The 19,921-nt window shown below is 56.0% G+C and carries 16 protein-coding genes; 12 read left to right on the plus strand and 4 right to left on the minus strand.

Annotated features, from left to right (window positions below; genetic code table 11):
- The first annotated feature begins 4 nt into the window (after positions 1-4).
- The 7 genes from ABC336_RS19780 to ABC336_RS19810 all read left to right on the plus strand — a co-directional run bounded on the left by ABC336_RS19780 (position 5) and on the right by ABC336_RS19810 (position 9,746).
- Positions 5-496, plus strand: a complete 492-nt coding sequence (locus ABC336_RS19780) for a cytochrome c oxidase subunit II (RefSeq protein ID WP_413240279.1) — start codon at positions 5-7, stop codon at positions 494-496.
- A 161-nt stretch (positions 497-657) separates the two neighbouring features.
- On the plus strand, positions 658-2,292 hold the full coding sequence (locus ABC336_RS19785) for a cbb3-type cytochrome c oxidase subunit I (protein WP_413242565.1): 1,635 nt from the start codon (positions 658-660) through the stop codon (positions 2,290-2,292).
- Between the two features lie 208 nt (positions 2,293-2,500).
- Positions 2,501-4,807: an AraC family transcriptional regulator gene (locus ABC336_RS19790; RefSeq protein ID WP_413240280.1), complete on the plus strand. Its 2,307-nt coding sequence runs from the start codon at positions 2,501-2,503 to the stop codon at positions 4,805-4,807.
- Between the two features lie 226 nt (positions 4,808-5,033).
- Positions 5,034-5,969 (plus strand): ABC transporter permease, encoded by a 936-nt coding sequence (locus tag ABC336_RS19795; protein ID WP_413242566.1) that lies wholly within the window; start codon positions 5,034-5,036, stop codon positions 5,967-5,969.
- Between the two features lie 54 nt (positions 5,970-6,023).
- Positions 6,024-6,905, plus strand: coding sequence for a carbohydrate ABC transporter permease (locus ABC336_RS19800; RefSeq protein WP_413240281.1), 882 nt, complete (start codon positions 6,024-6,026; stop codon positions 6,903-6,905).
- Between the two features lie 68 nt (positions 6,906-6,973).
- Positions 6,974-8,119 (plus strand): enolase C-terminal domain-like protein, encoded by a 1,146-nt coding sequence (locus tag ABC336_RS19805; protein ID WP_413240282.1) that lies wholly within the window; start codon positions 6,974-6,976, stop codon positions 8,117-8,119.
- Positions 8,120-8,186: 67 nt separating this feature from the next.
- Entirely contained in the window at positions 8,187-9,746 is a 1,560-nt protein-coding gene (locus tag ABC336_RS19810; protein ID WP_413240283.1) for an extracellular solute-binding protein, read from the plus strand.
- Between the two features lie 43 nt (positions 9,747-9,789).
- Here the strand turns inward: ABC336_RS19810 and ABC336_RS19815 are convergent, their stop codons facing one another.
- Both ABC336_RS19815 and ABC336_RS19820 read right to left on the minus strand, forming a co-directional pair.
- On the minus strand, positions 9,790-10,401 hold the full coding sequence (locus ABC336_RS19815) for a GNAT family N-acetyltransferase (RefSeq protein ID WP_413240284.1): 612 nt from the start codon (positions 10,399-10,401) through the stop codon (positions 9,790-9,792).
- Positions 10,401-11,009 (minus strand): TetR/AcrR family transcriptional regulator, encoded by a 609-nt coding sequence (locus ABC336_RS19820; protein ID WP_413240285.1) that lies wholly within the window; start codon positions 11,007-11,009, stop codon positions 10,401-10,403. Before ABC336_RS19820 ends, ABC336_RS19815 begins: the two co-directional genes overlap by 1 nt.
- 173 nt (positions 11,010-11,182) lie before the next feature.
- Between ABC336_RS19820 and ABC336_RS19825 the strand changes: the two genes are divergently transcribed.
- Positions 11,183-11,545 carry a hypothetical protein gene (locus tag ABC336_RS19825; protein ID WP_413240286.1) on the plus strand — a complete coding sequence of 121 codons (363 nt, stop codon included), beginning with the start codon at positions 11,183-11,185 and terminating at the stop codon, positions 11,543-11,545.
- Positions 11,546-11,670: 125 nt separating this feature from the next.
- On the opposite strand, the gene ABC336_RS19830 is transcribed toward ABC336_RS19825, so the two are convergent.
- Entirely contained in the window at positions 11,671-13,695 is a 2,025-nt protein-coding gene (locus tag ABC336_RS19830; protein ID WP_413240287.1) for a beta-galactosidase trimerization domain-containing protein, read from the minus strand.
- Between the two features lie 240 nt (positions 13,696-13,935).
- Here ABC336_RS19830 and ABC336_RS19835 point away from each other — a divergent pair, with 240 nt between their 5' ends.
- The 3 genes from ABC336_RS19835 to ABC336_RS19845 all read left to right on the plus strand — a co-directional run bounded on the left by ABC336_RS19835 (position 13,936) and on the right by ABC336_RS19845 (position 16,108).
- Positions 13,936-14,805: a helix-turn-helix transcriptional regulator gene (locus ABC336_RS19835; RefSeq protein ID WP_413240288.1), complete on the plus strand. Its 870-nt coding sequence runs from the start codon at positions 13,936-13,938 to the stop codon at positions 14,803-14,805.
- A 122-nt stretch (positions 14,806-14,927) separates the two neighbouring features.
- Entirely contained in the window at positions 14,928-15,905 is a 978-nt protein-coding gene (locus ABC336_RS19840; protein ID WP_413240289.1) for an aldo/keto reductase, read from the plus strand.
- A gap of 113 nt (positions 15,906-16,018) precedes the next feature.
- Entirely contained in the window at positions 16,019-16,108 is a 90-nt protein-coding gene (locus ABC336_RS19845) for a putative holin-like toxin (protein ID WP_413240290.1), read from the plus strand.
- Between the two features lie 170 nt (positions 16,109-16,278).
- On the opposite strand, the gene ABC336_RS19850 is transcribed toward ABC336_RS19845, so the two are convergent.
- Entirely contained in the window at positions 16,279-17,181 is a 903-nt protein-coding gene (locus ABC336_RS19850) for a helix-turn-helix transcriptional regulator (RefSeq protein WP_413240291.1), read from the minus strand.
- Positions 17,182-17,412: 231 nt separating this feature from the next.
- On the opposite strand from ABC336_RS19850, the gene yicI reads away from it, so the two are divergent.
- Positions 17,413-19,731: an alpha-xylosidase gene (gene yicI / locus ABC336_RS19855; protein ID WP_413240292.1), complete on the plus strand. Its 2,319-nt coding sequence runs from the start codon at positions 17,413-17,415 to the stop codon at positions 19,729-19,731.
- Positions 19,732-19,921 lie beyond the last annotated feature (190 nt).

The raw sequence follows: 19,921 nt of genomic DNA on the forward strand, positions 1-19,921 counted from the left end.
AGAGATGCATATTCATCGGTTAGAAAAAATCTGGATCGTCGTCGGCATTACGATGCTGGGCGTCTTCCTGGTCGTGGTCGGGATCGGCGCATTTGCGATGGGCATGCAGCCCCCGGGCTCGCATCACGAACAGCATGGCGGCCATACCGGCGCGATCGACCCGGACAAGTTGGATGAGACGCCGCCCTTTGACAATCCGCGGCTGGTACAGATCGGCGACAACGAATACAACGCCTATATGGTAGGCTATGCCTTCGGTTACTCTCCGGACAAGATGGAGATTCCGGTGGGGGCGACCGTTCATTTCCAGATTACGAGCAGCGATGTTGTCCACGGCTTCCAGATCCCGGGCACCAATGTGAACATGATGGTTGTGCCGGGCGAGGTCAACTACCTGAGCCACACCTTCACGGAACCGGGCGAGTACCTGATCCTGTGCAACGAGTACTGCGGCATCGGGCATGAATACATGGCGACGACGATCATCGTGTCATAAGAAGGGACGACATAACCATGATAGATCCAAGACAAAAGGTACCGCACCAATCGGCGGCCGCCTCGGTTAGTGCTCCGCAGGAAGTCGGACCGTTCAACAAGGGCCAAGACGGCTCTGGAGCGGCCGCTCAGCCCGGAGTCTCACCCAAGCAAGGTTTTCACATGCCTTATCCGCGGCAGGATGCCGCGATCGTACTGTGCCATATTATCTTCGCCTTCGTCGCATTGCTGCTGGGCGGGGTAGCGGGTCTGCTGCAGGGGTTGGTGCGCGGCGGCATGGTGACGCTTCCTGCCGGGATCGGCTATTACCAGTTGCTGACGGCGCACGGCGTGCTGATGGCGCTCGTATTTACGACGTTCTTCATCATCGGCTTCCTGTACTCGGGACTGGCCAACACACTGGGAGGCAAGCTGCTGCCGGCGACCCGCCGGTTCGCATGGCTCGGCTTCGTGCTGATGGCTGCCGGCACCGTCCTCGGCACGATCATGATCCTGCTGAACAAAGCAACCGTGCTCTACACCTTCTACGCGCCGATGCAGGCATCGGTATTGTTCTATATCGCCTTGGTCCTGCTGGTCGTCGGCAGCTGGAGCGGCGGCTTCGGCATGATCTATCAGTACCGCTACTGGCGGCGCAAGCACAAGGGGCAGATGTCACCGCTCTTTGCCTTTATGGCGATCGTCACGATGCTGATGTGGCTGATCGCCACCATCGGCGTCGCTGCTACGGTCATCCTGCAGTTTATCCCCTGGTCGCTCGGCTGGGTCGATACGATCAACGTCATGATCAGCCGGACGCTGTTCTGGTATTTCGGCCATCCGCTCGTCTACTTCTGGCTGCTGCCGGCGTACATCTGCTGGTATGTCATCATTCCCAAGATTATCGGGGGCAAAATATTCAGCGACGCGCTGGCGCGCCTCTCGTTCATCCTGCTGCTGCTGTTCTCGATTCCGGTCGGATTCCATCATCAGCTCATGGAGCCCGGCATCTCGCCGCTCTGGAAATACATCCAGGTCGTCTTGACCTTCATGGTTGTTATCCCGTCGCTGATGACGGCGTTCTCGCTGTTCGCCACCTTTGAGATCAGCGGCCGCGAGAAGGGCGCCAAAGGACTGTTCGGCTGGTTGAAGGTCCTGCCGTGGAAGGACGTGCGTTTCTTCGCCCCGTTCATGGGCATGCTGATCTTCATCCCGGCCGGCGCCGGCGGCATCATCAATGCCAGCAACCAGATGAATGCCGCCGTGCATAATACGCTGTGGGTGACGGGGCATTTTCACTTGACTGTGGCAACCAGCGTCGCGTTGACGTTCTTTGGCATTACCTATTGGCTGATCCCCGTCATCACCAACCGGGTACTGACGCCGGCGATGAACCGGCTGGGCATCATCCAGACCGTCATCTGGCTGATCGGCATGTTCTTTATGTCCGGCTCCATGCATACGGTCGGCTTGTTCGGTTCCCCGCGTCGCACAGCTTACACAACCTACAACGATCACCCGGACGCCGTGCTGTGGATGCCATATCATGTGGCGATGGCGATCGGCGGCACGATCCTGTTCGTGGCGGTCATCCTGATGGTCTACAATATCTTCGCGATGATGCGGATGCCCAAAGGCAATACGCCGTATCCGATCGGCGAGGTCGCAGACGAGGCCGAACCGACGCCGAAGCTGCTGGAGAAATGGTGGATCTGGATCGTCCTGCTTGTGGCGCTGATCCTGTTCGCTTATACGATCCCGGTGCTTGAGATGCTCGGTCAGTCCGGACCGGGTTCACCGCCTTGGGTGACGTGGTAGACCGGTAGGGGGCTTCTGCACATAAAACTAAGGGAACTGCTCCATACCGGGGCAGTTCCCTTTGCTGTGCCTAGCAATTCGCGGACGATTCAATCCTTGACAACGACCATGACTTGGTGCAATATCACGTATATAAATGCGAGCGCAGAGGAGCAGATGAAGCAACCAAAACTTATCTAACGAGATGATAGGTGGGATCGTGACGCATATGAGGAAGCATAATGGCGAACACAAGGGCGCGATTTATTGGAAGAATCTTGGGCTTGTCTTGCTGATTACCTGTATTCCAATTGCTTTCATCGGGGTCATTATTTACTACGTCGGCACCGACCGGATTGAGACCGAAGTAACCAAAGCGCATCAGCATCAGCTGGATGCTTCGATTCAGCAGATGAACGACTACCTGGCTAATCTTGAACAAGCGGTAGTCCGGCTCGCTTTTGACCGGGGAATGGATGAGACGGTACGACAGCTGGATTTTGTCCAGGAATTCCAGACCACCAACGAAATCATGAAATCGTTTACAATGATGAAGCAGTCCAATTCGCTGATCAGCAATGTCTATCTGTATCTTGCGGGCAGCGACAAGATTATCGGAGACGAGGGGTTTCAGACGATCCGGACGGAAGATGACCGGAGTATGCTGAATGCGCTGCTGCAACAGGAGCGTACGATCTATTGGAACTACGAGCTGCCCAAGCTCAGTCAGCCGGAGTCCGTCAACAAGGCGATCGTCATCAAGCTCCCGGGAGGTCAAGTCTACGGGACGTATGGGGTGGCTGTCATCTACCTGGACCAGGCGAGATTGAATGCGATGGTCCAGCAGCAGGCGTCAGGCCAGGGCGTCTCGTTCCTCATGAATGAACACGGGGACTATCTGACGACACCGCCGGGCGGGGAACAGCTGTCCCAAGCAGGGTTGGAGGATACCCTTAGAGGCCGGATCATGGAAGAAGTGGCCCAGGAGGAGCAGTTCAAACTTGATTGGCAGAGCAGCAGCTATAATGTAGCTTACAGTAAGATTAACAAACTAGGCGGCCAGTGGACTTTTGTGTCGGCGACGCCGATCTCTCAGATCGTGGCCCCGGTTACCTCGCTCTCGACGATGATCCTCTGGATCAGCATGCTTGGTTTGACTATGGGACTGATGCTCTCCTGGTTTGCCTCTCACAAAATCTATGATCCTGTACGGCGGCTAAAGCTGCTGTTCGGCCCAAGCCGAACAAGCAAGTCTAGCGATGAGATTACCGCCATCGAGCAGCAGTGGAAGCTGCAGCTGCAGACACAGGAGGATCTGGAGGGACGGCTCCGCCAGTCGATTCCGGTGATGCGGGAGAGCTTCTTGCTGCAGTTCCTGCAAGGCCATCTATACAATCATACGGAGCAGGAGCTGATCCAAAAGCTCAAGCAGTTGGATTGGGACGTAGAGGGCAAACGGTTTGCCATGATCATCGCGCAGCTTCACGGCATCTCCAGCCTGGGGGAGCCGTTCTCGGAGCGGGACGCCCAGTTGATCACCTTTGCTGCATCGAATATTATTACCGAGCTCTGTAGTAAGGAGTGGAGCATGTTTCAGGTGATGAACTTCCAAGATCTCTCCCTGGGCGTATTTCTCGTGCTGGAGAGGGAAGGACCCGATGAAGCTAATGCATTTAAACTGACGAAGCTGGCGCATGATTATGTGGCCACGGTTAATCATACGCTGCGGCTGAAGGTAACCCTTGTGAACAGCAAGCTGTCGGACAAGCTAGCAGAGATGCCCAAGCATATGGAGCAATCGAGAAAGGCGCTGCGCTTCCGCGATCTTCATGCATCCAACCAAATGCTGGACATGAACCGGTTATCGCTCCGGCAACCCGGGCAGGCGGCCTATCCGTCAGAGCGGGAAAGAGAGATCGTCCACGCGGTCAGCATGGGACTGGAAGATGAAGCGATCCGTCTCATCGGATTATTCATGGTTGAGCTTCAGAGTCACGCCAACGCGGAACTGATGTTTCACCAGGGAATGATGAAGCTGCTGGGGGCTATCCACGAAGCGATGATCAAGCAGGAAGTCAATCTGGTCGACATCTATGGCGGTGTCCACCTGTACGAGCAATTGATGCAGCTATCTGAGCCTGAGCAGATCGCCGAGTGGTTCCGCTTCCGATTGATCCGGCCGTTTGTCCGAACGTTGTCCATCGCTTACGATCCCAATCTGAAGCAAATGGTAGATGAGCTAATGAACCGGATGGAGGCGGATGTCCTGAGGGATGTATCTCTGGAAGCCTATGCGGATCAATTTGACATCAGCCCCTCCAAGCTGAGTAAAGCCTTTAAGCAATTCCACGGCGTTAATTTCATTGATGCTATGGTGCGGCTACGTCTCGAAAAGTGCAAAGAGCTGCTGGTGACTACGGATATGAAAATCAATGACATTGCCCAGCTCCTGCATTACCAGCCGTCGTACTTGATCCGCCTGTTCAAAAAAAGCGAGGGCATGACGCCCAGACAGTATCGTGAAAAACATGCTTAGCTCCAGCACAAAGCGGTCCATCCTGCGCCTTGCTCTCCAAGGCTCTTCTACCTGCAGGGAGGGCCGTTTTGTTATGGGGCAAAAAAAGACGATCCCCGGAAATTGGCTAACGCCATAGCAATAATTTGTTATTATTGCGGGCTGCAGCCGTGTGTTTTACGTTGAAATGGCAAGCCCATTACAACATTGATGGAGGAGAGGATGCATGGCTATTCCAGAATCGAAGATGAAGCGGAGATCACTATCGCTCCCAAAGAAGACCTCATTGCAAGCCGAGCTTTTGCGAGACAAGTATTTGTATCTGTTAGTTTTTCCAGGGCTGGTGTATTTTCTTGTCTTCAAGTATTACCCGATGTGGGGACTAATCATCGCATTTCAAGATTATTCACCCTATATGGGGGTGTTCCAAAGCGCATGGGTGGGATTGGAGAACTTCATACGTTTTTTTGAACATCCCGATTTCCTGCTGCTGTTTCGCAATACGATGATGATCAGCCTGCTCAGTCTGGTGTTTTTCTTTCCTTTGCCGATTCTTTTGTCCCTTTGTATGAATGAAGTTCAGAACCGGTATTTCAAGCGTGTCATTCAATCAGTTGTGTACCTGCCTCACTTTTTGTCATGGGTCATCATAGCGGGGATTACCTTCCTGCTGCTCTCGCAAAGCAATGGTATCGTCAACATGCTGCTTCAATACGGTGGCTTCGCCAAGATCGACTTCCTTACCAATCCCCAATACTTCTGGGGCATCCTGACCGGACAAAATATATGGAAGGATACGGGGTGGGGGACGATCATCTTCCTGGCCGCCATGACGAGTATCGATCCACAGCTCTATGAAGCGGCCCGGATCGACGGCGCCAGCCGCATCCGCCAGATCTGGCATATTACGCTGCCGGGCATTCGCAACGTTATCGTGATTCTGCTCATCCTGCGTCTGGGACATATTATGGATGTCGGCTTTGAGCAAGTCTTCCTGATGAGCAATGGTGCGGTAGCCCACGTCGCGGACGTGTTTGAAACGTATGTGTACCGCAATGGCATCCAGCAGGGACAGTTCAGCTATACGACGGCGGTGGGGTTATTCAAATCGGTTATCGGCCTCGTCCTGGTCATCGGTGCCAATTGGCTGGCCAAACGTTTCGGCGAAGAAGGCGTGTATTAGTCAGCGGTTCGATGGCAGAGCAACGGACTGCATACTTAGGAAGGAGGGAAGTCGATGAGAGAAAGCTATGGCGACCGCCTATTCGGACTGGCGAATGCGGCACTCCTCGTCGTCGTTGGTCTCGTGACGTTGTTTCCCTTGTATTATGTATTTGTCGTATCGTTCACGGAGCCGAGTGAATATATCCGGAAGAACGGCTTCGTCCTGTTTCCGAGTCAGTGGAGCATGGGCGCTTACGAATATCTGATGTCTACGTCGGCATTTATCCGTGCCACCGGGGTGAGCGCATTTCTGGCGACGGTGGGGACGATATTAAGCCTTATTGTAACGTCGGCATTCTCGTTCGGACTCTCCAGGAAAAGGCTGCGCGGGCGAAAGCCGATGCTGATGCTCGTGCTGTTCTCCATCCTGTTCAGCCCAGGGATCATCCCGGTCTATCTGCTTGTCCGAGATCTCGGCTTAATCAACAGCATCTGGTCCTTGATCATTCCGGTAGTAACTAGCGGATGGTACGTCATTTTGATGAAAAGTTTTTTTGACAGCATTCCGGCTGAGCTGGAGGAAGCGGCCATGATCGACGGGTGCAATGATCTCGGCATCTTTTTCCGCATCATCCTGCCGCTCTCCGCAGCTTCATTAGCCGCTTTTGGTTTGTTTTATGCTGTAGGCTATTGGAATACCTTTTTTAGCGCGGTGCTCTATATCAACGATTTTGCCAAGGTACCGCTGCAAATCGTGCTCCGCAATATGTTGATTGATTCGGATACGTCAGTGGGCGGAGCAACTGCGGTGGAGATGGCTTCGGACAGACAGCTGCCGACGCAGACGATCAAGATGGCGGCCGTGGTCATCTCAACATTGCCGATTCTTCTGGTGTATCCGTTTCTGCAGAAGCATTTTACGAAAGGCGTTATGCTCGGCTCTGTCAAAGGGTAGCCGTGGGTATGACCGGCATCCGGCAAGCCGCGAAACTATATTATTGACAGCGAGAGGAGAAGGGAAGCATGATCAATTTTGAAGACCTGGATCAGAATTGGCGCATCGAAACGATTGAGCAGGTAGTTATGAAGGGGGAGCGCCCCAGATTAGCCGGCAGCAATGCAAGACTGGGCGTACACGGCAAAGAAGTCCATTGTCCGTTGGTGCGGATCACGATCGGCGGCATGACGGGCTACGGATGGTCGCCGATCAGGCATGATGCGGCTGAGATGCTGCTTGGCGCAACAGTCCGTGAGATTTTCTGCGGGGAGCGCTGGATCAAGGAACGGTTCTGGGGCATTCAGTTTCCGCTGTTTGACTGGCTCGCCAAGGCCAGAGGCATTCCGGTGCATGAACTGCTGACCGGCGAACACCGGGATACGCCGCTGGAGGTGCCAGGCTATGACACCTCGCTCTATTTTGACGACCTGCATCTGGCTTCGGATCGTGAAGCGGTCGCTCTGTTGCAGGAAGAGGCCATGAGCGGCTACCATGCAGGCTTCCGGGCTTTTAAGATCAAGGTGGGGCGGGGCGCGATGCATATGGATCTCCTGGCAGGCACCGCACGCGATATTGCCATCGTCAACGGCATCCGCGAAGCCGTCGGCTCCCAGTGCGTGCTTGCCATCGATGCCAATAACGGCTACAACCTGAACCTGACCAAGCATGTACTGAAGGAAACGGCGGCCTCCAATCTGCTATGGATTGAAGAAGCCTTCCATGAAGATGATAGATTGTACCGCAATCTGAAAGCGTGGATGAGCGAGCAAAATATGAAGGTTTTGATCACCGACGGCGAAGGCTATGCGGCGCATCCGATCGTTGAATGGGCCGAGCAGGGACTGATCGATGCGATCCAATATGATCTGAGGGACTATGGCATTGTAAGCTGGCTTCAGTTGGCGAAAAGGCTGGCCCGCTCCGGGGTCAAGGCGGCTCCCCACAATTATGGCGGCTTCTATGGAAATTATGCCTCTGCTCAGGTGTATCCGGCTATCGAAGGGTTTATGTATGTCGAGTGGGACGAAGCGCGCATCGATGGCATTGACACGACCGGCTACAGCATCCAAGACGGCCTCATCTCCGTGCCGCAGACGCCGGGTTTTGGAATCACAATTGATAGCGCTTACTATGAAGGTCGAGTGAGTAAAGACGGCTGGGCGGTCAAGTGAAGCGAATGAAGGTACAGCATTGCACGTACGTCCCCATCAACGAACAGTTAGAGGAGATGAGCGACTTATGAAAAATGGTGAATTGGCCAGATGTTCAAAAAATAAAGCAAAGCTTATGTTGTCCCTGATGTGCATCCTATCCCTGCTTGTGGCGGCCTGCTCCTCTTCGGAGCCGGCGGCGCCGGCCCAAAGCGGGACGCCGTCCACCTCCGGCAAGGATAACGTCCAGACCTCGGGCAAACGGGTGGAGATCAGGGTTATGGCGGACTTTACCGTTGCCCAGCCGCCGGACGCCGACAATCCTGTCCAGAAAGAGTTCGAGCAGCGCACCAATACGAAGCTGACCGTGCAGTGGGTTCCGGGCGGCGATTATGGCGACCGGGTCAATGTATTGCTGGCTGCCGGCGATCTGCCCGACTTGATCAAAATTCCCAGCATTACGACGCCGTTGTTCCGGCAGATGGTAAGACAGGGCGCCTTTTGGGATCTGACGCCATATATTCAGGACTATCCGAACCTGGCGGCTATAAACGCCAAGACTTGGGAGAATACCAGGATTGACGGCAAAAACTATGCGATTCCTGCGGGCCGGCCGCTCGACGGAGGCGGGTTTGTAAATATCCGCAAGGATTGGCTCGATAAACTGGGTCTGGAGATGCCTGCTGATCTGGAAGAGCTGTACGTGGTCATGAAGGCATTTAAGGAGCATGCGCCGGATGGCATGTCAGATACAATCGGGTATACGATGCGCGGCGCCAACATTATCGATGAGATCTTCCTCGGTACGGTAGGCAAGTGGAAGGAGGTAGACGGCAAGCTGATAAACATGTATCTCGAGCCTGAGATGAGGGAGTCGGTGCTGTATCAGATGAGGCTGTTCGAGGAAGGATTGATCCCGGAGGATTTCCCGGTGCTGAAGGAAAATCAGTATTGGGAGCTGGCCGCCGGCGGCAGAGCGGGCGTTACCAATGAAACGCCGGAGGCGCTGTTCCGCTATACGATGGATCAGTGGAAGCAAAATCCCGAGGTGGAATGGACACCCTTGGTCGCCTTGGCTGCAAAACCCGGGGGAGAGCCGTTCGTCTCCCAGAGCTCGGGCATGAACGGCGTGCTGGCCATCCCGAAATCGGTGCCGGAGGACAAAATGAAAGCCATTTTGGCATTTGTCGATTACGGCTCCGGCGGAGAAGGTCTGGATCTGACGCTGTATGGAATCGAAGGTGTGCACTATACCGCTCAGGATGGAATCAATGTCTCCAATGAGCAAGCGGTAGCAGACAGCGTCGGCACAGGGACATGGGGCAAAATGTTCAGCACGCCTGTAGTCGACTTGTGGCAGTATGCTGCGGGTATGCCCAAAGAAATCTATGAGCGGAATATGAAGATCGCGGAGGAACGGGCGAAGATCTCCAAAGGGGATCCGGCGATCGGCCTGGTCTCCGAAACCGAGCTGAAGCTCGGCGCTGATTATTCCAAAAAGTTTGCCGATATGAAGACCCAGACGATCATCGGCAAGACAACGCTTGAGCAATGGGATGCCTATATCGATTCTTTGAAAAATGATGCGAATTATACGAAGATCACGGAAGAAATCAATGCGGAATACCAACAACGCAAGCAACAGTAAGAATCCAGCCTGCCCGACATGCCGGGCGGGCTTTTTAATGGCTTCAACCTTGCTCCAAACGCAGGGAAACCATATGGTTGATACCAATTTTGCCGGCTTTTTTGGGAGAGAAGGACTCGCGCTTGTACTCCGTGAAGCCCAGCTTCTCATACAGTCGGATGGCCGGGATGTTGGTGTCAGCGACCTCTTCGATAACATAGTTGCGGTACGGGAGATGCTCCAGCATATGACGGATCACTGCTGTAGCCGCGCCTTGGCCGCGGAAGGATAAGGCGGTGCCGATGAACTCGACCGAGCCCGTATCGGCCGGCGGGTCAGCGAACGGCTTTTGGAACTCCCGCTTCAGGATCAGCGCAGCCAGCGAGCCCTTGAACCAGCCCAGATGCCGGCGCAACGGGGCGCTCTGAAGGTGCAGCGAGAACGTCCGGCAATCTGTGCACGCGCCGAAGGCAGCCACCCGGTCGCCTGCGAGCGCGACATAGAATTGATCCAACACGAACATGTGAGCAAAAGCCCTGGCGATTACATCCCTGTCGGTGGAGAAATAGGAAAGCCATGAGGAGTAGCCATCGGCGAAAATCTCCGCCATCTGATCTCTAATCTCTACACCTGCGCGGTCTGCACGGACAACCTCAAATGTGCCGGAATGTTTCACTACACTTCCCCCTCCTTTGCGAATAATAAGGCCAAGAGCGATCTCGAAGGCATCGTAAATTGCTCCTCCAGCATCACCTTCATCATCGCCAATCCTTGTATGGAGGAGAAAAATAATTGCGCCATCTCATGGGCGTCTCCTTCCCGGAGCCGGCCCTGCTGCTGCCCTTGAACGATCAGTGCGGCAGTGGCCTGCAACAGATCGCGGTTGATCTGCCTGAGCGCGGTCTGGCGTCCATCCGTTTCCGTAGAGAAGAAGGATTGGGTCATCAGCAGCAAGAGATGCGCAAGGTCATCGCCGGAAGACAGATCGTGGTACACCTCATCTATAAATCTCGCCAGCTCTTCGGCGGGCGCATCGCTGCTCTGGAACCTGGCGATCAACGTATGTAGTCCCGTCATGGCGAACTGGACCAGTTCTTCGAACAGTAGATCCTTGGTTTTGTAATGGCGGTACAGCAGACCGATGCTGATCCCCGCCTGGTCGGCAATCTGCTGGACATTGGTAGAGCCGTATCCTTGACGGACGAATAGCCGCATCGCTGCCGTCTGGATTTTGGTTCGCGTTGCGAGGCGCATAGCTTCATACTGCTCCGGGGTACGCGGCATAACATCGGCTCCTTTATGAGTGAGTTTTTACTCATTATAAAATCTGCCGATTATATTGTCAACAGGGTGAAGGGGCTGGGGATCATCGCATCGGTTATGTTATGATGAAATGGACATGCCGCTTTTTTGCACTTTCGGGCAGGCGGCCGAGCAAGAGCAGCGGAGGTGAAGTGATGAGTATGGCCTATGAAGTGACCATCGACCTGTACCGGGATTGGGTCGATACGGCAAGAGAGGTATTCCGGGGCTCGGGCCATCCGCTGGAGCCGCATCTGACGGATGATGAGATCGCCTACCAATATTACCGGCTGCAGACGGAGACTGAAGAGGAAGCCGAGACGATGAGCCGCCAGAACCGCGAACGGATCGAAGGGCTGCAGCAGACGATCATGGAGCATCTGGAGAGCGCGATCATCCCGGACATCCGGGCCCGGACAGGCTACCAGGGAGACCAGTTTATTTTTCGCTGGGTCTACGCGAGCGGCGAACATATTATCGAGGAGCATTCCGAGTATCGGATCCCTTTGCAGGCATAACGGGTTTATCAGTCTGGCGAGCAAGCAGGCCTTGAACACGACTATTCGCATTCATAGTGTCTTCGTACGAAAAGCCCGCCGGGTGCAGCGCTTCTGCGCATACGGCGGGCTTAAGGCGTCGGGGCTTAGTATTGCAGCACGACCATCTGATGGCAGCTGAATTCCGGCACGGTATAGCTGATCAAGCCGTCTTTCTTTTCAAAGGGAAGAGCGTCGCCCGATGGCGCCAGATAGACCTCCCGGACCGGCTGATCTGTCCGTACCTGCACCTGGATATCCCGCAGCGGGGGCAGATCCTCGATGATCTCGATACCCTTGCCCCGCCGCACAGGTGCGCCGTAGAGCAGATGCTGGACGAGCCGCTGTTGCCCGGCCTGGTGCTGCAGCGTAACCACGCCCTGCGCCGGGAGATTGGTGCGCAGCAGCGGCTCCGGCAGCAGTCGATCGAGAGCATGCAAGACGAGTTCCCGCAGCACGAGACTGCCTTTCTCCGCATAGTCGGCAAAAACTTCCCAGGCGATATAGATGCCGTCAGCCCCCTCGGTCATCCCTGGTCCCGCCGGTTCCGGACGGGGCGGCGTGTGCTGGTGCGAGCAGAACCGGAATGCTTGCCGGTTGAAGTACGGTTCGACGCGCGCGGCGATCGTCTTGCCGCCCGGAGCCAGCTCGATCTGCTGCGCTGCCGCATACATCACATGAGCTGCCGAAGGCAGGCCGGCCACGGGGAAATCGGTCTGCACATAACTTGGCTGATATGGGCTGGGGCCTATCCAGCGGGCGCCAAGCCCGGCGAGCAGAGCTTGATCGCCACTGATGCCGTTTGGCTCCTGCGATGCACCGGGTACGCCTGCGTCACTCGAATCCGATGCAGGCAGTCCCGACCGTCCGGTCGCCAACAGCTTGCCGCCGCCGCGGACGAAGGCATCCAGTTTGTCGCGCAGGTCTGCATCCACGCGGATCCGGTCAGGCAGGATGAGCACGCGGTACCGCGAGAAGTCGGCTTCCAGATCGAGTACATCGAAGAGCAGCTTGCCCTCGAGCATCATCCGAACCGCTCCGGTGTCGGACGCACCCGTCCGTTCTTCCTGCTGTCCGCTCGCCTGCAGCGATTCGACACTGAGGATGCCGACATCGGCCAGCGCCGTCACGTCGCGGCACCAGGCTTCCTTGGCCTCCACCTCACCGTACGCGGCTCCAATGAGCGTATAGGTTGCCTCGTCCATCAGCCCTTCGGGATGCAGCTGGTCGCCGATCGAGCAGCGTGCGCCATTGGCCAGGCTGAGGGCCGCTTCGTAGCGCAGCGCATTGGGATGCTTGTAGCCGCCGAACTCGCCCCAGCTGGTGTGGAACTTGCCCGTCATGCCGAGGAAATCCATGCCCAACTGCTGGGCGTAACGGGCGGATAACGGGAAGTGGTCATAACCCCAGCCGCCAGTCGGTAAAGATTCCAGCTCCAGATGCGTATTCATCCGGGCAAGGTCGCGGCGGCCCCGGCGGATATGTCCGTTGTTGTGGAACACCGGCAGGCCCGGCTTATGCTTGTGAACGGCGGCGTTGGTCCGCTCGGTATACGTCTTATAAGTGTTCTCCCACAGCGGCTGCATGTCCGCCGGATTCAGCGGGTCGCCCCCCTGCGCCAGGACAGCCGCCCGGCAGTGGTGGCAGTAGCAGTTGCGTACGCCGACGATATCGAGGAAGATGCCGTCCGCATCATAGCGCTGCACGACCTCTTCGATCTGGGCGACCAGAATGTCGAGGTAAGGCGTGTTCATGCAGAACTCGTGGTAGCCGGGTACGAGGAAATGCTTGGCCCAGGACGTGCGGCCTTCCGCATCGCGGGTCAGCCACTCGGGCCGCTCCACAGCCAGCTTCTCATCGAGTCCGGCCGACAGATAGACGGGTGTGTTGACGCCAATCTCGTGCGCCGCCTCGATCATACTGCCGAGCAGGTCGAAGGAGAGCTCCGGATGGATCGTGTTGGCTTCAGACGGATGGTATGCCCAGCCGTGATGGCATTTGGAGAAGACGGTAATGGAATCGACATGACCAGCCTGCAGCATCTGCTGGAACTGCTCCTTCGAGAAGCGGGAGCCGATGCCGGGGATAAGCTCGGAGGTATGGAAGTCGAGATGGACCTGACGGAAACGCATAACGTGTACCACCTTTCGGTTGAAGAGGTTGTTCAAAAAGTCCGCGGCTGAAAACCGAGCTTTCTGAACGCGCACTTAAATGGGATACCTATAATGTAAGCGATTGCCGATGGGAACGGATAGAAACAATCTCTACACGCTTAAGCACAATATCGACTATTCATTGGCAGGGAATTGGAAGTTCGTGGCGAATGGTATATGGGGAAAGGTCGGTCATGTCGTATGCAGGGAGGGAGTACAATGGATTGTCTGGAGCTGCGGATTCCGCCGCTGCCCCAATTGGTCACGGCAGGTCATGGGATATGGGAGCCGGACACGCAGCATTTCCGGCGGCAGTTTGACGTCTACGATCTGATCTATGTCAAACAAGGCGCGCTGTACATGACGGAAGAGGATCGGGCATATGTATTGGAGGATGGTCATCTGCTCCTGCTGGAGGCGGGAAAGACGCATTGGGGGCATCGGCCGACCGAGGTGTCTACGGAGCTCTACTGGATGCACTTCACCCATCCGCACCGCCCGGCTGTCCGGAAGAGCGGCGAGATCCCCTGGTCCAGTCCGCTGCGGCGGGGAACGGATGAGGATCTGGCGCCTACGGACCAGTCGATGTTCCTGCCCAAGTCGGCCGTTATCGATCCGGGTCTGCTCGTCCCGCTGTTGGGCGAGATTGTGGAGCTCGGCAACACGCTCAGTCTTCACAACGCGCTGCGCTGGCAGATAGCCGGAGCGGAGCTGCTGGGGCGGTTGCAGCGGATCGTGATGGCAGAGCTGTCCTCCCGGTCATACTATCTGTCCGAATGCGCCGTCCAGTACCTGCGCGATCACCTGGCTCAGCCTTTTGACTCCCGGCATATGGAGCATGAGCTGCACTATCATTTCGACTACATCTCCCGCTGCTTGCGGCAGTACACCGGTATGAGCCCGCTCCAGTATCTGCACCAGCTGCAGATCGAGCGCGCGCGTACGCTGCTCGTCACAACCGGACTGTCCATCCAGGAGATTGGCGAGCAGGTAGGGCAGCCCAATGGCAATTATTTTATCCGGCTGTTCCGCAAGCATCTCGGCTGTCCGCCCGGCGTCTACCGGAGCAGGTTCCAGAACCGCGCTTGAGAGGGAGTCAGAAGAGAGATTGCAGATCAGGCACCAAGGGTAATAGGACAGAGGCCGACCGGTGGGTTGGCCGGGCAGCGCATGCCATGCTTCAACAATAATCGTCTGGGAGGTAACAATTCATGAAGTTCACGTATTTGGGCAAAAGCGGACTGAAGGTAAGCAAGCTCTGTTTGGGAACGATGAATTTTGGCGTGGAGACGGACGAGAAGGAAGCGTTTCGCATCATGGATGCGGCGATTGACGCAGGGGTCAATTTTTTTGATACCGCCAATGTGTACGGTCGCGAAAACCCCGGCCTGACCGAGGAGATCATCGGCCGCTGGTTCGCCCAGGGCGGCGGCAGACGCGAGAAGGTAGTCCTGGCTACCAAATTCTATGGCGACATGAAGGATGAAGCCGACGGACCGAACAGTGACAGCGGACTGAGCGCCTACAAGCTGCGCCGTCATCTCGACGCCTCGCTGCGGCGGCTGCAGACCGATCATATCGAGCTGTACCAGATGCATCATAATGACCGCGTGGTAGGCTGGGATGAGCTGTGGGGCGCATATCAAGTGGCAATCAACCAGGGCAAGGTCGGCTACATAGGGTCGAGCAACTTCGGCGCCCGCGATCTGGTCAAGGCGCAGTACGAAGCAAAAGCCCGGGGCATGCAGGGTCTGGTCTCCGAGCAGCACAAATACAGCCTGCTGTGCCGGCTGCCGGAGCTGGAGGTGCTGCCAGCCGCTGAGGAGCACGGTATTGGCGTCATCGCCTGGAGTCCGCTGGACGGCGGTCTGCTGAGCGGCAATGCGCTGAAGCCGGTCGAAGGCTCGCGCCGCGCAAACAACCCGGACGGCGTCAAGCGCTATCGGAGCCAACTGGAGCAGTTCGAGAAGGTGTGCAAGGAGATGGGCGAGCACGAGGCCAATGTGGCGCTGGCCTGGACGCTGGTCAACCCGGCGATGACCGCGCCGATCATCGGACCGCGGACGCTGGAGCAGTTCGAATCCTCGCTGCGCGTTGTCGATATCGAATTCGACCAGCAGACGCTGGATCGCCTGGATGAGATCTTCCCTGGACCGGGCGCGGAAGGACCGCGGGCATACTCGTGGTAAGGGATTAGAGAAGCGAACGCATGTTGCCTATAGGAATGTACGGTGTTATAATTTGGTAGAGTAATAGAAGGGCTTGCGTGGGCGGTAGGCTGATCCCCCTGTGAAGGGAGGTGATGCCAGTGGAGATCTATCAAACATTGACGCTGATGATTTCATTTGCGGCATTGGTTGTGCTGATCCTGTCATTCCACAACAAGAAATAAACCGCCCTCCCCAAAGGTAGCGGTCTATTCCTGCGCGTAAACCCTTTACAAGCCCACCGCCCTTACAAGCGGCTATTGCTCGGGAGTCGTGTTGACGCACGGCTCCTTTGCTATATTACGGTATTTTTCCGTAATTTATACGTAAATTATACACAAAATACTTTATGTTTTCAATCCACACGAAGAGTAGTTTCCAAGAGCTCCCCTGCCGCTTTACGGTACACCGATGGCGTACAGCCGTAATGCTGCTTGAAGACGCCGATAAAATAGCTGAGATGATTGAAGCCGACATCCATCGCGATGTCGGTCATTTTGGCATCCGTGGTGCGGATCAGATGGGCGGCCTTTTGCATCCGGTACTGGTTCAGGTAATCGACGGGATTGCGGCTCGTCATGTCCTTGAAGAAGCGGCAAAAGTAAGCCTCGCTCATCGACACCGAAGCGGCCATGTCCCGCAGGCGAACCGCTTCGCCATAATGGGTCTGAATATAGCCGATCGCCTGCTTGAGCCGCTCCATCTTGTACTGGTCGGCGGCGACACGGGTGCGGTCGGCGGCCGGCTCGCCTTGCTGATAGAGCAGAGAGAGGATCAGCAGCAGCATACCTTTGGCCATCAGCTCGTAAGCGAGGGGCTTCTCTTCGTGGAGCTGCAGCAGCCGCTCCAATAGCTCCAGTATGTCGCGGTGTCCAGCCGCATCGCCTCGCATATGAACCGGTGCGCGGTGGCGCCCCTGAAGCAGCGGATCGAGATACTGCACCTGCAGGGTGTCGTCAGCGGCGCTGCGGATGAGATCCGGATGGAAGACGAGCGCTCGGAATGCGCAGCCGCTGGCTTCCAAGGCCTCGTGCAGCTCGCCGCTGTTGATGAACAGCGCTTCGCCGGCCTTCACCTGATATTCCTGGATGCCGACCCGGAAGGTAGCCGAGCCCGACGTCACCAGCAGCAGCTCTAGCTCGATATGCCAGTGCAACTCCATAAGCGGCTCTGAACCGATGGGGGCATAGTCGTACAGATTGGCGGGATACAGCGGATCGCCGTGCAGCCGTTTCTCCTTAAGCTGTTCCTTATTCATAAGGAGCACCTCCTTTTGGCAAGATATAGGGATGCGACAGCGGCTGGTGAAAGACGCAGCATGATTGGACCAGCTTGTTCGTTTGCGGGACATGTTCAAAAGTTTTAAAGTTTGATCCTGAGGTTCCGTCTTTTCAAAGGTCAAAATAGTGATATAAAATAGCAAAATCAATAAAGTTTTTTGGGCACAATGTTCAATATAATTGTACTATACGAAACGGAGGGATACGAAGTGAAATTTTCAGACGGTTATTGGCAAATGCGTGAAGGCGTTTCCATCCAGCATCCGGTTGAAGTGCGTGACACCATCGTCAGCGAGGACAAGCTCTCTCTGCATGCAGCAACCAAAAATGTGGTGCGCAAGGGCGACACGCTGAATGCAGCACTGCTGAACGCCGAGTTCAGCTCCCCGATCCCGAATGTCATCAAAGTAAAATATACGCATCATGCGGGTAAGCGCAAGCGGGGGCCCGAGTTTGAACTGGCTCACGATACCAGTCATCAAGTGACGGTCGAGCAGCAGGAAGAGCATGCGGTCCTGACCAGCGGCGACCTGAGTGTCCGCGTCGGCACAAGCGCCTGGGGCGCTGAATTCACCTATCAAGGCAAGCCGCTGACCCGTACAGGCCACCGTGGGGCAGGCCATATCAAGACAGCGGACAGTGGAGTCTATTTCCGCGAGCAGCTGAACTTGGGCGTGGGCGAGAGCATCTACGGTCTTGGCGAGCGTTTCACGCCATTCGTGAAGAATGGCCAGGTTGTCGATATCTGGAATGAAGACGGCGGCACAAGCAGCGAGCAGGCTTACAAGAACGTGCCGTTCTATTTGTCCAGCAACGGTTACGGCGTATTCGTCAATCATCCCGAAAAAGTCAGCTTCGAGATCGGCTCCGAGGTCGTCTCCAAAGTTCAATTTAGCGTACCCGGCGAGGGACTGGAATATTACATCATCGGAGGCGCCACGCCGAAAGAAGTGTTGGCGAACTATACGGCACTTACCGGCAAGCCTGGTCTGCCGCCAGCCTGGTCGTTCGGTTTGTGGCTGACGACATCATTTACTACCAACTACGATGAGGAAACGGTTAACAGTTTCATCGACGGGATGGCGGAGCGCGAGCTGCCGCTGCATGTCTTCCACTTCGACTGCTTCTGGATGCGCGAGTACCAGTGGTGTGATTTCGAGTGGGACCCGGCTGTTTTCCCGGACCCGCAGGGCATGCTGCAGCGTCTGAAGGACCGCGGTCTCAAGATCTGCGTCTGGATCAACTCCTATATCGGGCAGAAATCTCCATTGTTCCAAGAGGGTATGGAGAACGGTTATCTCGTGAAGACACCGGAAGGCGACGTATGGCAGTGGGATCTGTGGCAAGCGGGCATGGGCCTGGTTGACTTCACCAACCCGGATGCGACCGAATGGTACAAGAACTACCTGCGCCGTCTCGTCGACATGGGTGTGGACAGCTTCAAGACCGACTTTGGCGAGCGCATCCCGACCAATGTCGTCTATCATGACGGTTCCGATCCGCAAAAAATGCATAATTATTACACGCAATTGTACAATAAAGCGGTTTTTGAAGTGCTGGAAGAGAAGCTCGGCAAAAATGAAGCGATGCTCTTCGCACGTTCCGCGACTGCGGGCGGTCAACAGTTCCCGGTACATTGGGGCGGCGACTGCTCGGCCAACTATGATTCGATGGCGGAATCGATGCGCGGCGGTCTGTCGCTCGGCCTCTCCGGCTTTGGCTTCTGGAGCCACGACATCAGCGGCTTCGAGAGTACGGCGCCGCCGGATATCTACAAGCGCTGGGTCGCGTTCGGCATGCTGTCCTCGCACAGCCGGCTGCACGGGAACAATTCGTACCGGGTGCCATGGCTGTTCGGAGACGAGGCGGTCGATGTGCTCCGGAGCTTCACCAAGCTCAAGAGCAGCCTGATGCCGCATCTGTTCGCCAGTGCGGTCGAATCGTCCACCGTGGGCGTACCGATGATGCGGGCGATGGTGCTGGAGTTCCCTGAGGATCCGACGACTCATCAACTGGACCGCCAGTACATGCTGGGCGAGCGTTTGCTCGTGGCGCCGATCTTCAATGAGGTTGGCGACGTGCAGTACTATGTGCCGGAAGGCCGCTGGACCAACTTCATCACCGGCGATGTGATCGAGGGCGGACGCTGGGTCAAAGAGAACCACGGCTACATGACGCTGCCGTTCCTGGCTCGTCCGAACAGCCTGATCGCTGTTGGCGCCAATGACCAGCGTCCGGACTATGACTACGCCGATGGCGTATCGCTGCACTTGTTCGAGCTGGCGGACGGCGCTTCGGCGACGGAGCTTGTCTACAGCACGAAGGTGGAGCTGCAATTGACGGCTAAGGCTGAGCGCAACGGCTCGCAGATCGTCGTCACTGTCGAAGGGGCAACCAAGCCTTGGAACGTCGTGCTGCGTAACATCGCTGGCATAGCATCTGTGGACGGCGCCGAGTCGGCAGAGAGCGCAGAGGGTGTCAAGCTGAGCGCTGCTGCAGGCACTTCGCGTATTGTGATTGAGCTTTAAGGAAGACGTAAGTTAAGGCCGGTGCTTGCTACAGGAAGCGTCGTCTGCTTGCGTCACAAATGGCGGTGCAGGGTTCAGTCCTTGCACCGCTTTTTTTTGATTTTTTCATAATAGTGAGCGATTTATCTACAAAAGCAAATAGATTCATTTTAAAGGTGTTGGTTTGTAGGTGAGACGGATTCCTACTATA

The organism is Paenibacillus jepli, from assembly GCF_047238105.1.
GTDB lineage: Bacteria > Bacillota > Bacilli > Paenibacillales > Paenibacillaceae > Paenibacillus_D.